The following is a 19,724-nucleotide window of genomic DNA, read 5'->3' as shown; positions in this document are numbered from 1 at the left end:
TAAAAATCTTTAAACCTGACTTTTCAGCAAATGGATGTCTACATCAAGAACAAAAAAATCCGTCTCAAGCCTAACAAAGCAATCGGCAAAGGCGGCGAAGCAGATGTGTACGATATTGGCAATGGTAAAGCACTGAAGTTATTTAAGCAACCGGATCATTCCGATTATCAGAATAACTCCCAGCAACAACGCACAGCGCAAGAACGCTTAGACGAACATCAGTTTAAGTTGCGTCTGTTTCCTAGCAACTTGCCGAAGCGAGTTATTTGTCCGCAAGAGTTGGTAAATGATGCGCTGGGAATTAAAATTTTGGGCTACACAATGGAAATGGTTGCTGGTGCGGAAGTTTTATTGAAATATAGCGATCGCACTTTCCGTCAATCGGGAATTGCCAACCAAATTGTTGTAGAAATATTCAGGGATTTGCACACAACTGTTGCGACTATTCATCAAGCTGGAGTGGTAGTTGGCGATTTCAACGATTTGAATGTTTTAATTAAGGAGAAAGAAGCTTATTTAATTGATGCTGACTCGTTTCAATTTGTCTCGTTTCCCTGTCGGGTTTTTACTACTCGGTTTGTCGATCCGCTGCTGTGCGATCGCCAATCTTCAAAACCCATCTTAGTTGAAACTTATTCAACCGATTCAGATTGGTATGCTTACAGCGTAATGCTAATGCAAAGTCTGCTATTTGTTGACCCTTACGGCGGCGTTTACCGACCGAAAGACCCGTCTAAACGGATTCCTCACGAAGCGCGATCGCTACAAGGAATTAGCATATTTAATCCAGAGGTAAAGTATCCCAAACCAGCGATACCTTACAAAGTTTTACCAGATGAATTGCTGCATTATTTTTATCAGGTATTTGAAGAAGATAAGAGAGGTGAATTTGCGCGATCGCTCCTCGATAACCTGCAATGGACAACCTGCAAAAACTGCGGCGCAGAACACGCCAGAAATAGCTGTCCCAACTGTAGCCAAACAATCCCAGTATCTTCACTTCCCAAACAAGCGATCGTTCGAGGTACAGTCACAGCCACGCGAATTTTCAGCACAGAAGGGATTATTTTATTTACGGCATTACAAGGAGATAAATTATGTTGGCTATACCATGAAAAAGGAAAATTTAAACGCGAAGACGATACCGTTATTCTCAGCGGTAACTTAGATCCTCACTTGCAATTTCGCATCCAAGGTAAATCTACTTTAATCGGCAAACAAGGACAAGTCATCACCCTAAATCCCGGCAAATCTCCCAGTCGTTTAGCCGTAGAAACCTTTGATGTAAATGAAACTAACCATTACTGGACTTATAGCGGTCAATTATTGCGAAATGGTCAGTTAGGTTCGGAATATATTGGCGATGTCTTAGCCGAACAAACTCGCTTTTGGGTTGGTTCCCACTTCGGTTTTGGCTTCTACCGTGCGGGTAATTTGAATGTTGCTTTTGTCTTCGATGCCAACAAACGCGGCATCAACGATACGGTCAAAATTCCCTCATTTACCGGACAGTTAATAGATGCTAATTGCACTTGTACTGCTGACCGTTGCTGGTTCTTTATTTCCACTCAAGAACAAGGTCAAACTATCAATCATGTTTACATTATTCGCTCCGATGGTTCGATTGAAGGAACTGCTGCGGCTAAAGCTGGAGATAATTCCTGGCTTTCTACATTGCACGGAAAATTTGCGGCTGGTAACTTTTTATTAGCGGCTACGGATGATGGGATTGTCCGCGTTGCATCCCAAAACGGTCAAATTATCCAAACTAAAGAATTCCCGGATACAGAACCTTTTGTTGATGCTAATAGCCACCTATTTGCGAGTCAGCAAGGACTGTATGTTGTGAAATCTCAGCAAATTTTGATGCTGAAAATTACCTGAAGTTTCTTTTCTCGATATCTACAATCCCAAATTACTATGAGTACGCAAACAACCAAACAATTACCGATTCCTCCTCACTTCGATGCCAAAAAAGTTGGAGAAGTGTGGCGCGTTTTGTACGAAGAACGTGCCAATGATGCTCAAGCTTGGGCGAAAAAGCACAACATTCCACCCGCAGCCAAAGATAAAACTCGCATTTGTCTGATGGTAATCGATGCCCAAAATACCTTTTCCATTCCCAAATTTGAATTATTTGTTGGTGGTCGTTCCGGTACGGGTGCGGTTGATGATAACGTGCGGCTGTGCGAATTTATCTATCGCAACTTGGGTTTAATAACGGCGATTTACCCGACGATGGACACCCACACGGCGATGCAAATTTTTCATTCATTGTTTTGGGTGAATGATGCAGGGGAACACCCAGCGCCAATGACAATTATCTCCTTAGATGATGTGCAAAAAGGAGTTTGGAAAGTAAATCCTGCGATCGCACACAGCGTAGCTGCTGGCAATTACCTCGGATTGATGCGCCACGCCGAGCATTACGTCGATAAACTCAGCGACGGCGGCAAATATCCCTTGATTATTTGGCCTTATCATGCCATGTTGGGGGGAATTGGTCACGCCCTTGTCTCATCTGTCGAAGAAGCGCTATTTTTCCATGCGATCGCTCGCAACAGCCAAACTGGATTTGAAATCAAAGGCGGAAATCCCCTCACAGAGAACTATTCCGTCTTGCGTCCCGAAGTTTTAGAAGGTGCGGATGGACGACCGATCGCCCAAAAAAACGCCCGTTTCATTCAGAAATTAATGGAATTTGATGCTGTCATTATTGCAGGTCAAGCAAAAAGTCATTGCGTCGCCTGGACAATTGACGATTTGCTAACCGAAATTGTGGCACAAGATCCCAACTTGGCAAAGAAAGTCTATCTGTTAGAAGATTGCACCTCACCCGTCGTCGTTCCGGGAGTAATCGACTTCACAGATCCAGCAGACGCAGCTTTCAAACGCTTTGCTGATGCGGGAATGCACATAGTAAAATCAACTCAGCCGATCGAAACTTGGGCTGACATTACCCTTTGAAAATTAACCGCAGATAAACGCAGATATTTCTCTTTCATCTAGAACGAATGGCAAAGAAACCCGGTTTCTATGCCAAATCGGGGGTTGAACACCTAACAACCGACTAAGAAACCGGGTTTCTAGCCTCATAGTGCGTCAGTCCTTTCATCTGCGATCTGTGTTCATCTGTGGTTCCTCGATCCTCATCCTCCCCAATTAATATGACTCAAACACCCAACCTCAACAACCTTTTCCAAACAGCTCAAGAAGAAGGATTGCTTTCCTCCGCATCCTTACAAGCATTAAATGTGATTGACATCGGTACACAAATCCAAGCAGGATTGGGAGTGAGTGTAGATGATGTAATGGCGAGCGAAGTTGTACTCCTAACCATCATGCCCGATGATTCCGGTTCTATTGCTTATTCTGGCAATACTCAAGCCGTGCGAGACGGTCATAATGCTGTACTCGACGCTCTCAAAAATTCCAAACAGCGAGACAACATTTTAGCTCACAATCGATATCTAAACGGTCATGTTTTGTATCCTTACTGTCCGATCGATCGAGCGGTGAGAATGGATGCGGGTAACTACCAACCCAACGAAGGTACACCTTTATATGACCAAACTATTGTGTTGTTGGGAACTGTTTTAGCTAAGTCTCAGCAATTTGCCGATAACGGCGTTCCCGTTCGCACTATCACTTTAATTATTACCGATGGTGCTGACGAACATTCTACAAAAGCTACTGCCAAAAATGTTGCTTCCATTGTTAAAGATATGCTGATGGCCGAAAACCATATTATCGCAGCAATGGGTATTGACAATGGCAGCACAAATTTCCGCAAAGTGTTTCAAGAAATGGGATTGCGGGATGAGTGGATACTGACGCCAAGTAACAGCACTTCCGAAATTCGTCAGGCTTTTCAAATCTTTTCCCAATCTGCTGTACGTGCTAGCGTTGGCGCGGCAAGTTTCAGTCAAGCCGCTTTGGGTGGTTTTGGCAGTCCTTAGATTGTTCATGGTTCATAGTTCATCGAAGATTCATGAACTATGAACCATGAACAGGCATAGAATACCGATGCAACCGGACAGGATATAATCCCCTAATTAATAAAGATATAGATAATTTTTTCGCTCCAATCCACTTTCTGTTTTAGCACAGATCGAGCTTTTGACACCTCTTAATTATTAAGTTCCATTACATATTTTGTAACAAAATATGCGATTAATCCATCGTACCGTTAGGGCGTGGCAGTTTACGGGCAAACTGATTGATATCATGATTTGAATCAATAAGGAATTTATCTAATGAACAACATCACCAGAGTTAAGCCAATTCTGCTAATTTTGGGAATAGTTGCAATATTGGTAACTTTCGCGTGGCGAGTAGATGCAGCAGACATTATACGCTATCGGCTTGACCCTAGTTCGCCTTATGTCAACCAATTTTTAGAATCTGTTGCAGTTCCTGGTAATAAAGACTTATTATTTCTGAGCGGCATGGTTCCGCCTGCGATCGATCCCAACGCCGATCCCAATACGCCCAAAGCGTATGGGGACACAAAGACTCAAACCAGAAACATCCTCAAAAATATCGAGTCAATTCTTAAAAAGCGCGGCTACTCCATGAGTGATGTCATCAAGGTGCATGGATACCTGGTGGGCGATCCCGCTCTCAACGGTAAAGCCGATTTCGGAGCGTTTCAGGAAGCATACGCAGAGTTTTTTGGCAACAGCAAACAGCCTGAAATTCCTGTGCGGACTCGTACCCAAGTTACGCAATTAGTGGGACCAGGATGGTTGGTGGAAATCGAAGTGGTAGCGGCTAAGTGATCGATCGCTAGAAATCTCATCCCTAAATTGACCGGCTGCGCCTGTCGGTATAATCATGGTCATGGGCAAATCAACAAGCTATGACTGCACCTGAGCAACTTCAGCAACTCACAAATTGGCAGAGGCTCACTCAATGGTGGCACCGTCGAGAGCCAAAACGCCCAAACGCGGAGTATTCGCGCCAAAACTTCCTGGTGCGGCTGATTATTGGCGGTACAACCTTAATCGTCAGCTTATCTGCTTACTATAGCTATCAGCTAGTGCGGGAGCTGCTGTTGGTGAACCTGAAGGACAAAGCGTTTTTGCAGGTGCAGCAAGGCGCTGAAGAAATTGATAACTGGATTGGAAAATACAAAGCTGCTTTAGAGTCCAGTGCTAACAACCCAACATTCCGAACGATGGACTGGGCAAAGATAGAGCCGTATCTGGTTTCAGAAGAACAGCGCCTGCGAGAATTTACGTATTTCGGGATGATTGATGTTAATGGTTTTCTGTACACCACTCTGAAGAATCAGCCCCAAGGAAGCATCAACTTGAAAGACCGTCAACACTTTCAGGGGGCGATGGCCGGAAAGAGCAGTTTGTCTGACCCGCTAATTGCCCGTGTCCCGCCAGGAGCGAGGGTTGTCGCCTATGCGGTTCCTGTGCGATCGGGATCTTCAGCACCCGGAAAGCCTTTAGGAGAGGTAATCGGTGTCATCAATGGCGTGATTAGTATCGACCAGGTTGTTGCTGTGGTCAATGGCTTGCACTATGGGGACGGCAGCTATGCCTTTGCTCTCAACTCTAAGGGAGAAGCAATTGTTCATCCTAATTTAGCTTTGATGTCTACCTTGGAGAAACCTGCCCCTAGTTTTCTCAAACTGCCAGATCGAAGTTTGGCTGCGATCGCTCAAAACATGGTAAACCGGGAACGAGGCATCCAGCTAATCCCTATTGAGGGTACCCAGCAGTATGTTGCTTACATCCCGCTTAAGGAAGCAAACTGGTCTGTTGCCTTGGTGATTCCTCGGCAAAATATTGAAGCGCAACTGCGACCCCTAGACCTGATGGCAATAGTTATGGTAGGACTGGCAGGCACGATGATTGCCGTTCTCTGGCAGGTGCAATCCTTTGAGCAGTCCCAACTAAAAAAGTCAAAGCTCATTGCTGAGGCGGCTAAAAAAGCAGCAGATACTGCTAACGAGGCAAAAAGTGAATTCCTGGCAAACATGAGTCACGAACTGCGTACCCCCCTCAACGGCATTTTGGGTTATGCCCAAATTCTCCAACGCGATCGCAATATGACAGCCAAGCAACAGGACGGCTTGGATATTATTTACGAGTGCGGATCTCACTTACTAACCTTAATCAATGACATTTTAGACTTGTCTAAAATTGAAGCGCGGAAAATGGAACTGGATAATAGCGATTTTCACTTTCCTTCCTTCCTTCAATGCGTAGAGGAAATTTGCCGCATCAGAGCCGAACAAAAAGGAATTGATTTCAATTATTTGCCTGCACCTAATCTACCGTCAGCCATTCAGGCTGATGAAATACGCCTGCGCCAGGTGTTGATCAATCTCCTGGGCAATGCCATTAAATTCACGCAAAAAGGCGGTGTTACCTTCAAAGTAGAAGTCAGGAGTTTGGGAGTTCGACAGTTCCAGACTCAGGAGTCAGAACAAATTCAAAACTTTTGTAGCGTCTGCTTCCAAGTCGAGGACACGGGCGTTGGGATCGGCTCGGAAGAAGTAGAAAAAATTTTCCTCCCTTTTGAACAGGTGGGAGATCGAAGGCATCGCGCTGAAGGTACGGGTCTGGGACTGGCCATTAGCAATAAGATCGTTAACCTCATGGGCAGTCAAATCCGGGTGCAAAGCCAAGCGGGTGTGGGCAGCACCTTTTCCTTTGAGGTGGATCTGTCCCTACCAGATGGGTGGATACAGGACGCAATTACGACAAATGGAAAAAAAATTCTCGGTTACGAGGGGGCGCGACGAACGATCCTCGTTGCGGATGACAAGTGGGAAAATCGATCGGTGCTGGTGAATTTGTTAGAGCCGCTCGGCTTTAAAGTCTTGGAAGCAGAGAACGGTCAGGAAGGGTTGGCAAAAGCGATCGAGTTGAACCCCAATTTAATTATCACGGATATCCTCATGCCTGTGATGAATGGATATGAATTGTTGCAGCAGTTGCGCCAGAGAGAAACGCTAAAAGCCACAAGGGTGGTCGTCTCATCGGCGTCGGTATCGCAGATCGATCGGCAAAAGAGCCTGAAAGCCGGAGCAGATGATTTTCTGCCAAAGCCTGTCCAAGCAGACGAGTTGTTCCGCTTGTTAGAAAAACATTTGGCGATCGCATGGCAATATGAGCGAAAGGCTTCAGAAACAATCTCTACTCCCTCGATATTCTCAACAAAAGCAGAGCTAACTGAGTTAGATAAGGAAGTTACGGTTCCGCATCGAGAAGATCTGGAAAAGTTGCTTTTATTGGTTCAACAAGGGCGTCTCAAAAAATTCATTGAGGAAGCGCAAAAAATTCAAAAGCTCGATCTAAAGTATACCTCTTTTATCGAAAAGGTTACCCCATTAGCCCAAAAATTTCAAGCCGAAAAAATTGAGGATTTAATCAAGAAGTGCATAGATGAGCAAAACAGGTGAAAAACATTCGTTAAAAAGCTTAGAATTAGAAGTGCAGGAGTTTGAGGATTGAGTATCAAAATAGGCACTGGCAAAAGCTGCTAAAATTTTTGCATCCTAAAATTTTAAACTCCTCGCTCTTAAAGGAATTTGAGATACCACTCATGCAAGACCCCGCCTTAATCCTAGTTGTCGATGACACTCCTGCCAATTTGGAAGTTATCTCTGAGGCATTGACCGATGCAGGTTATGAAGTTGCGATCGCTACGGATGGCGATCGCGCACTTAAGCAAATCCAGTACAGTTTACCAGATCTGATCTTGCTAGATGTGATGATGCCAGGAATCGATGGTTTTGAAACCTGCAAGCGGTTAAAAGTAAATCCTCAAACCTGCGACATACCAGTAATTTTCATGACCGCATTTTCCGATCCAGAAAATAAGGTTAAAGGACTAAATTCAGGAGCAGTTGATTACATCACAAAACCGTTTCAAGAAGCCGAAATATTAGCTCGAATCAAACTACATCTTCAGCTGCGGTTTTTGACAAAAAACCTAGAAGAAAAAGTCTTGGCCAGAACAGCCGAACTTTCCCAAGCATTAGAGAGTTTGCGAGAGTCTCACGTGCAGCTTGTGCAGAAAGAAAAAATGTCTGCGCTGGGGCAATTAGTGGCAGGGGTAGCTCACGAGATTAATAATCCAGTTGGCTTTATTAGTGGCAATCTCGATTATGTTGAAGAATATGTGAAAGATTTACTTTTTTTAATTGAGATCTATGAACAAAACTATCCTAATCCTGTTGGTGCAATTCAAGATGCGATCGCATCCATCGAGCTAGATTATTTGAGAGACGATTTTCCCAAGCTGATTTCGTCGATGAAGGAAGGGGTCGATCGCATTCGCAATATCAGCACCAGTCTACGCACCTTTTCCAGAGGAGATTGCGATCGACCAACCCCCTTCAATATCCACGAAGGCATTGATAGCACTCTCATGATTTTGAAGCACCGCTTGAAAGAAAATGAAAAGCGCCCCGCTATCCTTGTGGAGAAAGACTACGGTCAACTGCCTCCCATTGAATGCTTTCCCGGACAGATCAATCAGGTGTTTATGAATCTGCTGGCAAATGCCATTGATGCTTTAGAAGAGTCCAACCAGGGGCGTAGTTTTGAGGAAGTTAAGACCAATCCCAATCGAATTATCATCCGAACCGAGCAATTGAGCGATAGTAAGCAGGTGTTGGTTCGGATTAAAGATAACGGGATCGGTATGTCGGATCGAGTTCTCGAAAAAGTGTTTGACCATCTGTTCACCACCAAACCCGTAGGTCAGGGAACTGGACTGGGATTATCTATAGCCCATCAAATAGTTGTAGAAAAGCACGGCGGGACGCTAGACGCCAACTCAACATTGACAAAGGGGTCGGAGTTTGTTGTAGCCATTCCTATTGAGCAAAGTGGAGATGCGATCGCACTCGATGGCCACAGCGATCGGGCTTATTCTCAAACTGGAGTTTGACATACTCTCCCGTTAAGTTCTACGAACTATAACGGGAGATGAATTGCGACATTAAGGTAAAAAAGTTCAGGGCAAAGTAAGCTTCACAGCAAGGAACTGAGGATGGGAGAGCGGGGCAATACTATTCGGTTAAAAACAATTGTAGGTTGGGTTGAGAGATAACAAAACCCAACCTACCCAAGAGCGAGTTAGGGTTGAAGTAACAAAACCCAACCTACGAAAGTTCCAAATCCGAACAGTAATGGGGGGGTGAATGCGAAGAGGCGGGGAGAAATTTTCATTCTATACGCTATCCGCACGCTCGATCCAATATCCTCAATCCTTTATCCTTCATCCTCCCCTGTCTGGCGCTACTTAAGAGAGCAGAACAGCTAACTTGTCTTGTACAAGTACAATCTATTCTTCGTCTTCTTCTTCGGGGGCATCGATATCGCGGTCAAGTTGAATCAAACGAATATGCTTGTATCCGAGTCGGATTTCAAACTCATCACCTGGCTTTAAACCCATTGCCTGAGTGTAGGCAGATCCAATCACAATCTGACCGTTCTTATGAACGCTCACCCGGTAAGTCGCTTCCCGACCCCGACCATCTTTCTCACTTTCTGGCTCCAGAGCAATACCTTTAGCTGCCAGCACAGCATCGTAAAAGTCTGTCAGATTGACGCGAGTCTGGTTGTTTTTGGTGTTGGAGTAGTACCCGCAAGCCTTAGCGGTTTCCCGGCGCGACAAATGGGAAAGCTCTTTGACTTTTTGTAGTAGTCCTTTCCCTGTTAGTGGCGCTGTTGCAGTTTCAGCCATAAAATTGCCTCTGACTAAATTTAACTTCTTTTGCATTATTGAACCATATAATATCGTTCATGAAATATCAACCACTAGACTGAATTGTTTTGGGAATGCCTAATACCGATCGTGTTCGCCAAGTACGCCCTGTAAGTAATATTGCTCTTTTCTGGATTGGTAATTGTAGCTCATGTAGCGGCAGGGATAAGTTCTTGTTGGCGAATTCCTCACCACCGCATGGGTAGCTCGGAAGCTTTGCTTCCTACGGTTTCCCCTCAAAACCAAACTACCGTTACCCGTTAAAACGTCAGCAGGAGCGAACGGTTACCCTGAAATAGGATGCTTTTTTCTAGAAAAGATGATTTTGCCCGTAACTTGCAGTTTGGCGAAATACTCGCACAGCAATCAGGCTCTTAGTTAAGATTTGTGAGAAAGTTTTACCGGCTCAGGGGTCAACTGCTTGCCAAATTAGCTATAAGCTGGTCAGAGGGAACTACGCAGCAGCAGCCCTAGAATTATATAGTTTATGGTCATTGGGAATCGTTACGATCGCAGAGCAACACGAGGGCTGTAGAGCATAAGGGACGGATTTTTTCTCTATTTTGAGCAACCAAATTTGGTATTACACATCTGAGCGGTGGTATGGTATTTTCTGCGATCGCATTATCCAGCTTTCGATCTTAGAAAGGATTCCACTCGACTGGGCCTCGATCGGCAGCTTCATCCGTGTCTTGCCACCTTTTCACCTCTGATGCACTAGATTGTCTTATTGTCTGTAGTTGCCCTGCGATCATAGCCTGCATTTGTTCGAGCTCTTCACGACTCCACTTATAGATGTGCGGCGCTACATCTTTGGGACTGAGGCGATCTCGATCGCTATTTTGCGGCATAGTGTTGGCCATCCTTAAAGTTGATGCCCTGATTATTGCACTCACTCGCCACTAATCCAATAGGCATAACAAACCCTTAGTCCTTGGGAAATGATAGCTTGTAAATATTCTCCAATAAGTTTTGACTTTTGACTTTTGACTTTTCCTTACCCTCTCCTATGCCATCACAAATATGTTTATCGCTCTGGCTAACATTTTGGTTTTTCTGCAAATAATTCCGCGCCGAATTGCAAGCTTGAATTAACATATCGTCGAGATTCAAATTCCACAATATTACTTTATTATCCGAACTTGCTGAAGCAAGCATCTCACCATCCGGCGACCAAGATACACTCCACACCTCACCCTGATGATTCTTCAAAATTTTTAGCAAACTTCCATCAATATGCCACAGTCTCACCATTTTATCTGTACTTGCCGTAGCAAGCGTCTGACCGTCAGGACTGAAACTAATGCTAGTAACTTTACCCCTATGCCTTAAAATACTCAACAACGTGCCGTCAATTTGCCAAAGTTTCACCGTTTTGTCAGCACCCCCAGAGGCAAGCATTTGACTATCTGGACTGAAACTTACGCTAGTAACCGAACCGTTATGTCCTTTCAAGTCTTTTTGCCACACACCGTCGCGACTCCAAAGTTTGACTGTACCATCTGCACCAGCTGAAGCAAGCGTTCTGCCAGTGGGACTCCAACTCACGCAAGTCACCGAACCTTGATGTCCCTTCAATGTTCTCAGTTCTTGTCCGTTGAAACTCCAAAGTTTGACTGTGCCATCTGCACTTGCAGAGGCAAATGTCTTGCCATCTGGGTTAAAACTTATGCTTGTTACTTTATCAGTATGAGCCTTGAAAGAAAGGAGCAATTTACCGTTGTTGTGCCAAAGTTTGACAGTTCCATCATCACTACCTGATGCAAGAGTTTGACTATCAGGACTGAAATGGAGGCTCCTAATTATATTACTAGCAATAGGAAATTTTGCTTTCAGAGTGCCATCACTATGCCAAAGTTTAATAGATCCATCATCGTTAGCCGTGGCGATCGTAAAAGTTTTTCCTTGTTTTATTTCGGAAGCGGAGGTATTACTTTGAGGACTGAAAGTTAGGAAAATAATTTTACTGAGATTATGCTGCAAATAATGAGGTTCTTTTAGAGAGTAAACTGCCAGATTCAATGCCATCAAAACTCGTATCCGCGTATCGGAGTTAATTCCAAACGGCCACCGTTGTATTCTTATGCCTGCCCGGATACCTTGTGTCAGAGCATCCCATTTGTGATTTGATTGAAAAAGTTCTTCTGAATATAAAGTGAGAGCGTTGATTTCCATGTTTCTGCGATCGGTCCACGCTTTTAGCCAAAATATCTCCGTGATTAAGGTGAAAAATAACGCCAAAACTACAACTGCTCTAATATTAATTGCGACTTTCATTTGTCGCTCGTGCTTTAGTTTTGCTTCTGTTAATTTTCGTCGCTGTTGCTCGTTACTCAGTTGTTCGAGTAAATCTTTTTCTCTACTAAGTCTCTCAATTTCAGTGCGACTTTGTTGTTCTTTGTTGCGTAATTCTATTAAGGCTGCTTCTTGGCTGGCTGCTAGGAATTGATAATCGCGATCGCTCAAACTTTTCCCTGTTGACCAGTTGAGTGCTTCCTGCAATGCTTGCCCCCGCAACAATCGCGATTCATCTTGACAATTAGAGGTTATCCATGCTAATAATGCTGCGGCATGGGGACGCAAATCGAAGAAAGCTTTTTCTACCCAAGTTTCGCTAAAAATTGACTCGTAAATGCGGTTGTAAACTCTTAATTTTCCCGATCGCATAACCACTAAACCGGATAGTCTTAATTGGGTTTGTTCGGGGGTGTCATCGGCTGGAATTTCTCCTAGTTGCAATATTTTATGATATAATCCCAGCAATCTACTGGCGCGTTGCTGATTGGACAGGATGCGATCGCGAATTGTCTTGATATGCGCTGGTTCATCCTGGGATTCCCAATTGTCGATGATCTGGGATTTTACCAAGTTTGTCATTTGTCCTTGGTCATTTGTCAAGAGCGAATCAGTAATTACTAATTTACAAAGTTTTTGAGTTAGAAATGGCTGTCCGCCTGTCCATTCCAATATTTCTTTGAAAATTTCTTGGGGTCGATCTACCTTTCCCTCTAATCCTTTTGCTAATGCTTGAGCTTCCGGCAATTCAAAACCATGCAGTTCAATTGCACGACCGATATTAAACGGGGTGCGAGTTGGATCGGAAATTAAATCGCTTGGTGTGGCGACTCCCAGCAGAGCAAATGTAAGTCGCTGATATTCTGATTTTTGGGCGCGTTTGTTATGGCAAGATCTAATCAGAGTAAAAAAGTCGTCAAGGGAATCTTTGAAGCTGAGAACGCTATCAATTTCATCGATAAAAATCACAATTTTTTCAGAAACTTTCGCCAGCAGCACTTCTTCAATCAATTCACCCAAGCGCTGAACAGGGGGTATTAATTCTCTGTCTCGCCACCAAGTCATAAACTCGATCGCATTAAAGAGATCGAAACTTGTCAGTAGCTTGTAGGCGACGCCTCCATACCATTTATCCAAAGAAACTTGCTGGTTGCCAATATCTGAAAGGTCGATAGTGGCACAGGCGATTCCTTCAGTTTTTAGCCTTTGTATCGTTCGCACCAGCAAACTGGATTTCCCCATTTGGCGAGAATTGAGTACATAACAAAATTCGCCATTTTTCACTCCTTCATAAAGTTCATTGTCAGCCTGTCGCACCACATAAGTTGGTGCATCTTCCGGTAAACTTCCGCCGATTTGGTAGAGATAATTTGTCATGAAAATGTAAGGATTTTATCTAACTTATCTACTTTTCAGAGTAGGTACTCTTTCCAGAAACGAACCGCTAAGAAGCAAGACTGTTTGACGGTCTAATTTGCCAGTAACTTTCAAACCCAACTTTTTTTGAAAGTCTTGGATAGCTGGCTCTAACTCAGCGTGATTTTGGATTTTTTGGCCTGATCGCTGAAGATAAGACACCGCTTGAGAAACCGTTATCGAGATATCTTGACTGCGAAAAATGGGGAGATATTGTCCGCGCCAATTTCTTTCAAATTGCTGGCGAGCGACATAGTAAATTTTCCCTCTAGTTGGCTCACCAATTATAGCATTATTGCCATTTAAACCTAACAAGGCTACGGCATGAGGAATGACGCTCACCCCATCTCTAAACCAAACCCCCAACACACCAGGACGATTGATTAGTTGCATTTGCTCCCAAGTTGCTTCTAATTCAATTCCATCCATACCAACCGATCGAGTTGCTATCAGCAACTGCGCCATAGAAGTGCCTAACCGACTCGTTCCCGCCAAACGAGCAATGCTTGATTCTGTCGCATCTATTCCCCAAACACGCAGCACAGTAGCTAATGCGGATGGGCCACAACTGCTATTGGAAGTTTGTTTAAAAACACCGTTGGGTTGCAAGTTATCTTCTAAAGAAGCGTAAATAGGAGATAAAAAGTAAGCTTCAGCAGCAGTAAAACTTCCCAATCCTAGCGAGCAAATCAAAAGTACAGATACTACCTGAATGCGGGAAGTATGCCGACTGATGGTGAAAGCTACCCCGCCAATAAATAGCAGCAAAAGGCGCATAACTGTCCAAGTGACTTGCAAACTATAGAAACGCCACTCTACTGGTAAAGCTTGCATTTCCGGAATTAAACGAGCTAGTAATACCAAACCCAAGTAAACCATTAAAAATGCGATTAATAAGTGTGTTTTACCTTTAAAAATATCGTTTGCAGTTGCTCCTTTTCGCAACATTACTCGTCCGATGCGTTGTCCTATAACGAACATCCAAGAACCCAAAATTAGCGTTACCAGCGTCTGTAGTAGCATATTGTGCAAGATGTGAGTTTAGATTCCCTAGCCCCATTTTTCCGGCGGCATACCCAGAAAGCCGCGAATCAGATTAAGAGTTTCTAATTTTTGTGCGTTCGACTTAAGTCCCAAGTTGAGCTTTAAGCTTTCACCGGATTTCAAAAAGAGCGTAATCTGATAATCAACCGCTTCCTGATGATGCCAGCTTGGTGACTGAAGCTGCACATCTAAAACATCGGTAAGGGAATGCCAAATCACCTTAGTCTTAAGCAAACCGCATCGCTTGATAGTGAAGCTGTTGTAATCTTTATCAAAATGACAGATAACCACCCGTCCGGCTAAAATTAGCACTAAACCACTCGCCACAAGACTTAATAAAAGAAGAGGTGGTATCCACAAGACGTAAGTTAACCATCCAAGTTTGTGGTAAATTAGCAAGATGAGCAAAAAAGTGCCTCCCATCCAGCCAGTTGTACCTAGCCAAAGCGAATAGGGTCGATGTCGAAATTTTAGGTGTTTTTTTGTGTTTTCTAGAATAACCATTGTTTGATTTATCTACCAAAAACAGTATATCAACTTTTTGCGATCGCAAAGAAAGGGCTCCAAGAAACCCGGTTTCTCTAAGAAACCGGGTTTCTGGCTGTTCACTTTATTTACGCCTACCTACTTACCCCTGACAACCTTTTTCACAGGTGCGGTAATAGGTGCTAATGTTTCTACATCTTTTGAGACAGGTATAAGTTGCCGCCATGCTTTGATACCGCCTTCTAGAAACACCAAATTAAGTCCGGTTTTTTCCAATTTTTTGTATGCTTTGACCGAACGCGGGCCTCTTGTGCAATAAAGTACGATTGTTGGCTGAGTATGATTAGTTTGGATATACTTCTGGGCAATAACCTGAATCTGATGCACGCCGAATCCAGACTGAATATCTGTTAGGGGTACGAGTTGGCTATTGGCAATACGATCTTCGGCGTATTCTTCTGGCGATCGCACGTCAATCAAGATCGCATTTTTCAATTTTCCCTGCTTCAATTCGGAAACGGTCACTTTTTTGGCACTCAAACTGGCGATAAAGGTTGGAACATCCATGTGATTAACCACTGCTGCTAAAGTAACAGAACTAACACCGACAATGTTGATAAAAAGGATTACTGGTAAAGGGCGTAAATAACGATCGATGCCTTTTTTAAACTTTTTATTCTGCATTTTTAAATTTTCCTTTTGAGGGCAGATAGTCTAAAACCAGCGGTAAGACTTCATCAGGGAATATGCGATCGCCACAATCGGAAATGAAGCTACGTGCATTGACATAACAGTGCTGGCAAGGGTGGGACGTTTTTCTCGAAGAAGGCGTGCGATCGCAAAACCTTTAGCAACAAATCCAAAGATAAACCCAATCAGCAATATTCCTGATGTGACTGCATAAAGAAGAGTGCGATCGGCTGAGCCACTGATCGATTCCACCAGAAATAAGCTGGCAAAACCTAATCCCATGAAGAATAGATAAACCAAGAAAATAAACATTCTTTGGCTAATATTTCTTAAGTACCCCCAGCGCTGAAAAAAGGAAACGCACATTGCCGCAGATATCGCTGAACCAATCAGTGAAATCGGAAATAATATACTGAAACACACTGCGCTGATCGAGCAAGAAATTAGGTAAAATATGTTGGCTAAAGTAGTGAATGCACAAGCTTTCAGGTAAGGAATATCTTCTCGTTTGTACAGAATATAAGCTTCGATGACAACGATTGCAACGAGAGGTATTCCATAAGGCAAAATTGTTGCGATCGCGGGAAGGAAGAAAAGCTGATTAGCAAATTCAAACTTGCTGGTATTGGCAAATCCACCACCACAAGCTGTTGCTGGTAAAGCAATAATCAGAAGTAAGTAAAAAGCACCTAAAGTAGCTTTGATTAAAGGTTGCCAATTTTTCTGATGTATAGTTCTGCCCGAACTGCGAATTGCAAGTGCAGAATTATTCACGGTAACGATGGATGAATCAATTTTTTGGTTAAGTTGCATGGCTATTCTCCTGAAAGATCGGTGGTAATTGCATCTTCCTGTTTATTATTAAGACAGATGCTTCACTGAGTTCTTGACTGACTTCTTCGACTTTTCACTGACTTCTGTTCGACTTTTTGGATAACCTCAGACAGATAAAATCGATGGGACGGGCAAGATGCCCATCCCACAAGACTTTTAGGAAATTGAGTTGTGCAAATTCGATGTGCTTTAGTTTAACATCGGTAGGACGATCGGCCTATCGCAGACGAATTGAGTTATAATCATGTTTACCACTCTGGGCAGCAGTAAAATAAATGGAAACTCTACCCAATAGCTGGGCAGATATTCAGCCTGATACTGTATATCAAACAACAAATGGTCAGATAGTATGTTTTGGCAAAGAGTAAATCCAATTGGGAATAAAATATGACCAAAATAACAAGCATTTAAAAGCAATTGAAAAAGGACAAGTATCTCCTCGCGGTAATATTGGTCTTGTTCCTTCCGAAGTAGAGGGTTACGATTTGAAATCAAAAGTTTTGGGGAAAGGAGGCGATCGCCGTTTTCATGGAAAAATAATAGATGGAGTTTTACATTTTCCCGGTTTCGTAACAGAACATTAATCATACATAAAACAACTATTATGACTCAAATTGAATTAAAAACTCACCAACTTTGGCAGGATTTGAATGAAATCTTAGAATATGTAGATGCTGATGCACTTGTACAAGAACATCTAGAATCATGCAATTATAAAATAGGCGGTTACTGGGATGAAACGGATGAATTCTATGAAGAGATTGCCTTGCCTCGTTTTTTGTCTGCTGAATTAATTAGCAGTTCTATTGGTGTTACGCGCAGAAAACGTTGGATTCAACTGAAATTTGCCTTACAAGCTGATGGGATTGCTTCTCAAGATAAGCCGGAAAAAATTGGTGAACTGATTCTCATTTACGATGAAAGTATGCAATTTATTGATGAGAATTGGGTGATATATGTTGACTCTCCTTTGCTAAAGACAAACATTAAGAAAGGCTAGAGTTTAGAGAATGATATAGCGAAGCGATCGCCCTTTACTTACCAGAGCGATCGCATAATTACTTTAGCTAACGATGAGCTACCGTGTTTAAACTTTTAGATGGATTTTTTAATGCTTCATGCACCACCTTATTTCCAATCGTAAAATCGCGCAATTCCACCCGCGTCACCTTCACCCCCCAAGGTTCAGTAGCAATATCCAACTCACTCACCAGCACGTCATTAATTTCAGCGCGAGCGGTAAAAATTTCGTCGAGTTCCATTTTGGCTATTTCAGACCGAATTTGAGTCACCAGCAAATTCATCATCGCTGCTTTCAGATCTTGCACTTTGTAAAAAGCTTTTTCTATGTCCATAATCCGCCAGTACACCACAAAATCAACGGTAATGGAAACCCTGTCGCGAGTGGTACATTGTTTGGGTGGAATCTCTAATATTTGTTCCCGCAGCGTTCCTTTATAAGCCACATATTCGATAAATGGAGTAAGAAAGGTAAGACCTGGCTCTAGTTTTTTTCCATCATATTTACCAAGATTTTCTACTAAGGCTTCGTCACCTTGTTTGATAATCTTGACGCTATTGGCAATCGTGGTTCCACTTGCCGTTAAAAATGCTATAAAAATCAATTGGAATAGATCCATCGTGATGCTCCGATTAGTTAAGTAAAAATGGTCGAATTTGGTGAAAAGTTATAGCCTACGAATGAAAAATACTTTCTGGCGCTACAATCAGCGTGTTTCCTTCGCGGCGCAGAACGTAAACTTTTTGGTTAGGTGCGATCGCAATTGAGCGATCCTCACAGCAGGCTTGCCAGAAACAGCCTTCATAAATAACTCGCCCTGTTTGTCCCGCCAAAATTTCCGTAATCGTCTTTGCCTCAGTTGCATCACGAACGATAAACTTTTTGCGCTTCAGAAACATAGGACGTAACCAGATAACCGAAGCTAGGGATACCGCCATCCAGTACATAACTTGGAACCTAAACAGAGGCAGAGAATTTCGCCCCAATAAAAGCAGCCCTACTATCAGAGAACTAACTCCCGCGATCAGGGGTACAAGTTTAAGTTTTGTTCCCAAACTTTTACCTAGAAACAACTCAGTCAGGCAAAGAATAACTCCTGTTAGGAACCAGAACACGGACGGCCCAATTACTGACCAAATTAGGGTAGGACTCAGCAACACATTTACCTCCTGGTAAAGTAGATCCACACCAAGCAGACCCTTGCTATTTACTATTGAGACTGGTGATTACCTGAGTTTTTGACTGACTTCTTCGAGATCTCATCGACTTCTCATCGACTTTGTGGAAAACTGGCATTTAACTACTCGCCTGTTGTCCCCCGCTATAACTGTACTCAGTTTAGCGGCGGGATACTTCGGCAGGCTCAGTAACAGAAAGGCAGGGAGATTGTAGGCTTCGCCGTGCAGTTCGACAAGCTCACCGTCCGCCTCAGCCGAACGGTACGGAAATCTCCAAATCTTTATCTTTGTGGATATTTTACTGAAATGTGTATAATGCAGTAAGGAGGTAAGGAGATGCTGCATACTGCCGTCAAGGTTCGACTTTATCCAACATTAGAGCAACAAGCCCTACTGTCTCAGCACTTTGGCTGTGCCAGATGGTGGTGGAACTATGCTCTAAACAAGTCAATAGAGACTTATAAAGAAACGGGTAAAAGCCTTGGTCAGTCAGCACTCAATGCCTTTTTACCAAAACTAAAAAAAGCCGAAGAAACACTCTGGCTATCTGAATGCTATAGCCAAATCTTGCAGGCAACAACGCTCAACCTCACAACTGCCTATAAAAACTTTTTTGCAGGTCGTGCAAAGTTCCCGCGTTACAAGTCAAAACACGGTAAGCAATCAATTCAGTATCCTCAAAATGTCAAGATACTTGATGGATTTGTTCAGTTTCCGGGTAAGGTCGGCAAAGTTAAAGCCAAGCTGCACAGGAACATAGAAGGAACAATTAAAACCGTAACAATCGGCTTAGAACCTTCTGGGAAATACTTTGCCTCAATATTGACGGAAAGCGAGATCGACAATCCGGCTGTTTCAACTGAAGGTAAAGTAATCGGGATTGACTTGGGATTGACTCATTTTGCCATTACGAGCAATGGCAGCAAAGTCTCCAAGTATGACAACCCTAAGCATCTAGCCAAACACGAGAAAAACCTCAAACGCAAGCAGCAAAAGCTGGCTAAAAAACAGAAAGGAAGTAA

The 19,724-nt window shown here is 43.3% G+C and carries 18 protein-coding genes; 9 read left to right on the top strand and 9 right to left on the bottom strand.

Annotated elements, in window-relative coordinates; all coding sequences use genetic code 11:
• Nucleotides 1-30: 30 nt before the first annotated feature.
• From LAY57_RS05870 to LAY57_RS05845, 6 genes are all read left to right on the top strand, one after another.
• Nucleotides 31-1,884 carry a hypothetical protein gene (locus tag LAY57_RS05870; protein WP_249065393.1) on the top strand — a complete coding sequence of 618 codons (1,854 nt, stop codon included), beginning with the start codon at nt 31-33 and terminating at the stop codon, nt 1,882-1,884.
• Between the two features lie 36 nt (nt 1,885-1,920).
• Entirely contained in the window at nt 1,921-2,967 is a 1,047-nt protein-coding gene (locus LAY57_RS05865) for a cysteine hydrolase family protein (protein WP_249065392.1), read from the top strand.
• Between the two features lie 200 nt (nt 2,968-3,167).
• On the top strand, nt 3,168-3,959 hold the full coding sequence (locus LAY57_RS05860) for a hypothetical protein (protein WP_249065391.1): 792 nt from the start codon (nt 3,168-3,170) through the stop codon (nt 3,957-3,959).
• Nucleotides 3,960-4,256: 297 nt separating this feature from the next.
• Nucleotides 4,257-4,781, top strand: a complete 525-nt coding sequence (locus tag LAY57_RS05855; RefSeq protein WP_249065390.1) for a RidA family protein — start codon at nt 4,257-4,259, stop codon at nt 4,779-4,781.
• An 80-nt stretch (nt 4,782-4,861) separates the two neighbouring features.
• Entirely contained in the window at nt 4,862-7,423 is a 2,562-nt protein-coding gene (locus tag LAY57_RS05850) for a hybrid sensor histidine kinase/response regulator (protein WP_249065389.1), read from the top strand.
• 143 nt (nt 7,424-7,566) lie between these two features.
• Nucleotides 7,567-8,919, top strand: coding sequence for a hybrid sensor histidine kinase/response regulator (locus LAY57_RS05845; RefSeq protein WP_249065388.1), 1,353 nt, complete (start codon nt 7,567-7,569; stop codon nt 8,917-8,919).
• Between the two features lie 396 nt (nt 8,920-9,315).
• Here the strand turns inward: LAY57_RS05845 and LAY57_RS05840 are convergent, their stop codons facing one another.
• From LAY57_RS05840 to LAY57_RS05810, 7 genes are all read right to left on the bottom strand, one after another.
• Nucleotides 9,316-9,717: an AbrB/MazE/SpoVT family DNA-binding domain-containing protein gene (locus LAY57_RS05840; protein WP_249065387.1), complete on the bottom strand. Its 402-nt coding sequence runs from the start codon at nt 9,715-9,717 to the stop codon at nt 9,316-9,318.
• A 662-nt stretch (nt 9,718-10,379) separates the two neighbouring features.
• Entirely contained in the window at nt 10,380-10,601 is a 222-nt protein-coding gene (locus LAY57_RS05835; RefSeq protein WP_249065386.1) for a hypothetical protein, read from the bottom strand.
• A 64-nt stretch (nt 10,602-10,665) separates the two neighbouring features.
• Complete coding sequence (locus LAY57_RS05830) at nt 10,666-13,410, bottom strand: WD40 repeat domain-containing protein (protein WP_249065385.1); 2,745 nt, start codon at nt 13,408-13,410, stop codon at nt 10,666-10,668.
• A 24-nt stretch (nt 13,411-13,434) separates the two neighbouring features.
• Nucleotides 13,435-14,472: a cysteine peptidase family C39 domain-containing protein gene (locus tag LAY57_RS05825; RefSeq protein WP_249065384.1), complete on the bottom strand. Its 1,038-nt coding sequence runs from the start codon at nt 14,470-14,472 to the stop codon at nt 13,435-13,437.
• Nucleotides 14,473-14,499: 27 nt separating this feature from the next.
• A complete protein-coding gene (locus LAY57_RS05820) occupies nt 14,500-14,997 on the bottom strand; it encodes a hypothetical protein (protein ID WP_249065383.1) in 498 nt (165 codons plus the stop codon).
• Nucleotides 14,998-15,117: 120 nt separating this feature from the next.
• Entirely contained in the window at nt 15,118-15,663 is a 546-nt protein-coding gene (locus tag LAY57_RS05815; protein ID WP_249065382.1) for a rhodanese-like domain-containing protein, read from the bottom strand.
• A gap of 30 nt (nt 15,664-15,693) precedes the next feature.
• Nucleotides 15,694-16,482, bottom strand: a complete 789-nt coding sequence (locus tag LAY57_RS05810; protein WP_249065381.1) for a hypothetical protein — start codon at nt 16,480-16,482, stop codon at nt 15,694-15,696.
• 395 nt (nt 16,483-16,877) lie between these two features.
• Between LAY57_RS05810 and LAY57_RS05805 the strand changes: the two genes are divergently transcribed.
• On the top strand, nt 16,878-17,087 hold the full coding sequence (locus tag LAY57_RS05805) for a hypothetical protein (protein WP_249065380.1): 210 nt from the start codon (nt 16,878-16,880) through the stop codon (nt 17,085-17,087).
• 20 nt (nt 17,088-17,107) lie between these two features.
• Nucleotides 17,108-17,503: a hypothetical protein gene (locus tag LAY57_RS05800; protein ID WP_249065379.1), complete on the top strand. Its 396-nt coding sequence runs from the start codon at nt 17,108-17,110 to the stop codon at nt 17,501-17,503.
• A gap of 67 nt (nt 17,504-17,570) precedes the next feature.
• Here LAY57_RS05800 and LAY57_RS05795 read toward each other — a convergent pair whose 3' ends face one another.
• Both LAY57_RS05795 and LAY57_RS05790 read right to left on the bottom strand, forming a co-directional pair.
• Nucleotides 17,571-18,143: a paraslipin gene (locus LAY57_RS05795; RefSeq protein WP_338022359.1), complete on the bottom strand. Its 573-nt coding sequence runs from the start codon at nt 18,141-18,143 to the stop codon at nt 17,571-17,573.
• Between the two features lie 55 nt (nt 18,144-18,198).
• Nucleotides 18,199-18,711 carry an NfeD family protein gene (locus LAY57_RS05790; protein ID WP_249065378.1) on the bottom strand — a complete coding sequence of 171 codons (513 nt, stop codon included), beginning with the start codon at nt 18,709-18,711 and terminating at the stop codon, nt 18,199-18,201.
• A gap of 327 nt (nt 18,712-19,038) precedes the next feature.
• Between LAY57_RS05790 and LAY57_RS05785 the strand changes: the two genes are divergently transcribed.
• Nucleotides 19,039-19,724, top strand: a 686-nt coding sequence (locus LAY57_RS05785) for an RNA-guided endonuclease InsQ/TnpB family protein (RefSeq protein ID WP_249065377.1), incomplete at its 3' end; no start/stop codon positions are given.

It is taken from the genome of Argonema antarcticum A004/B2, assembly GCF_023333585.1.
GTDB lineage: Bacteria > Cyanobacteriota > Cyanobacteriia > Cyanobacteriales > Aerosakkonemataceae > Argonema > Argonema antarcticum.
The sequence above is the reverse complement of the archived record's forward strand: the minus strand, read 5'-3'. Positions and strand labels throughout refer to the sequence as shown.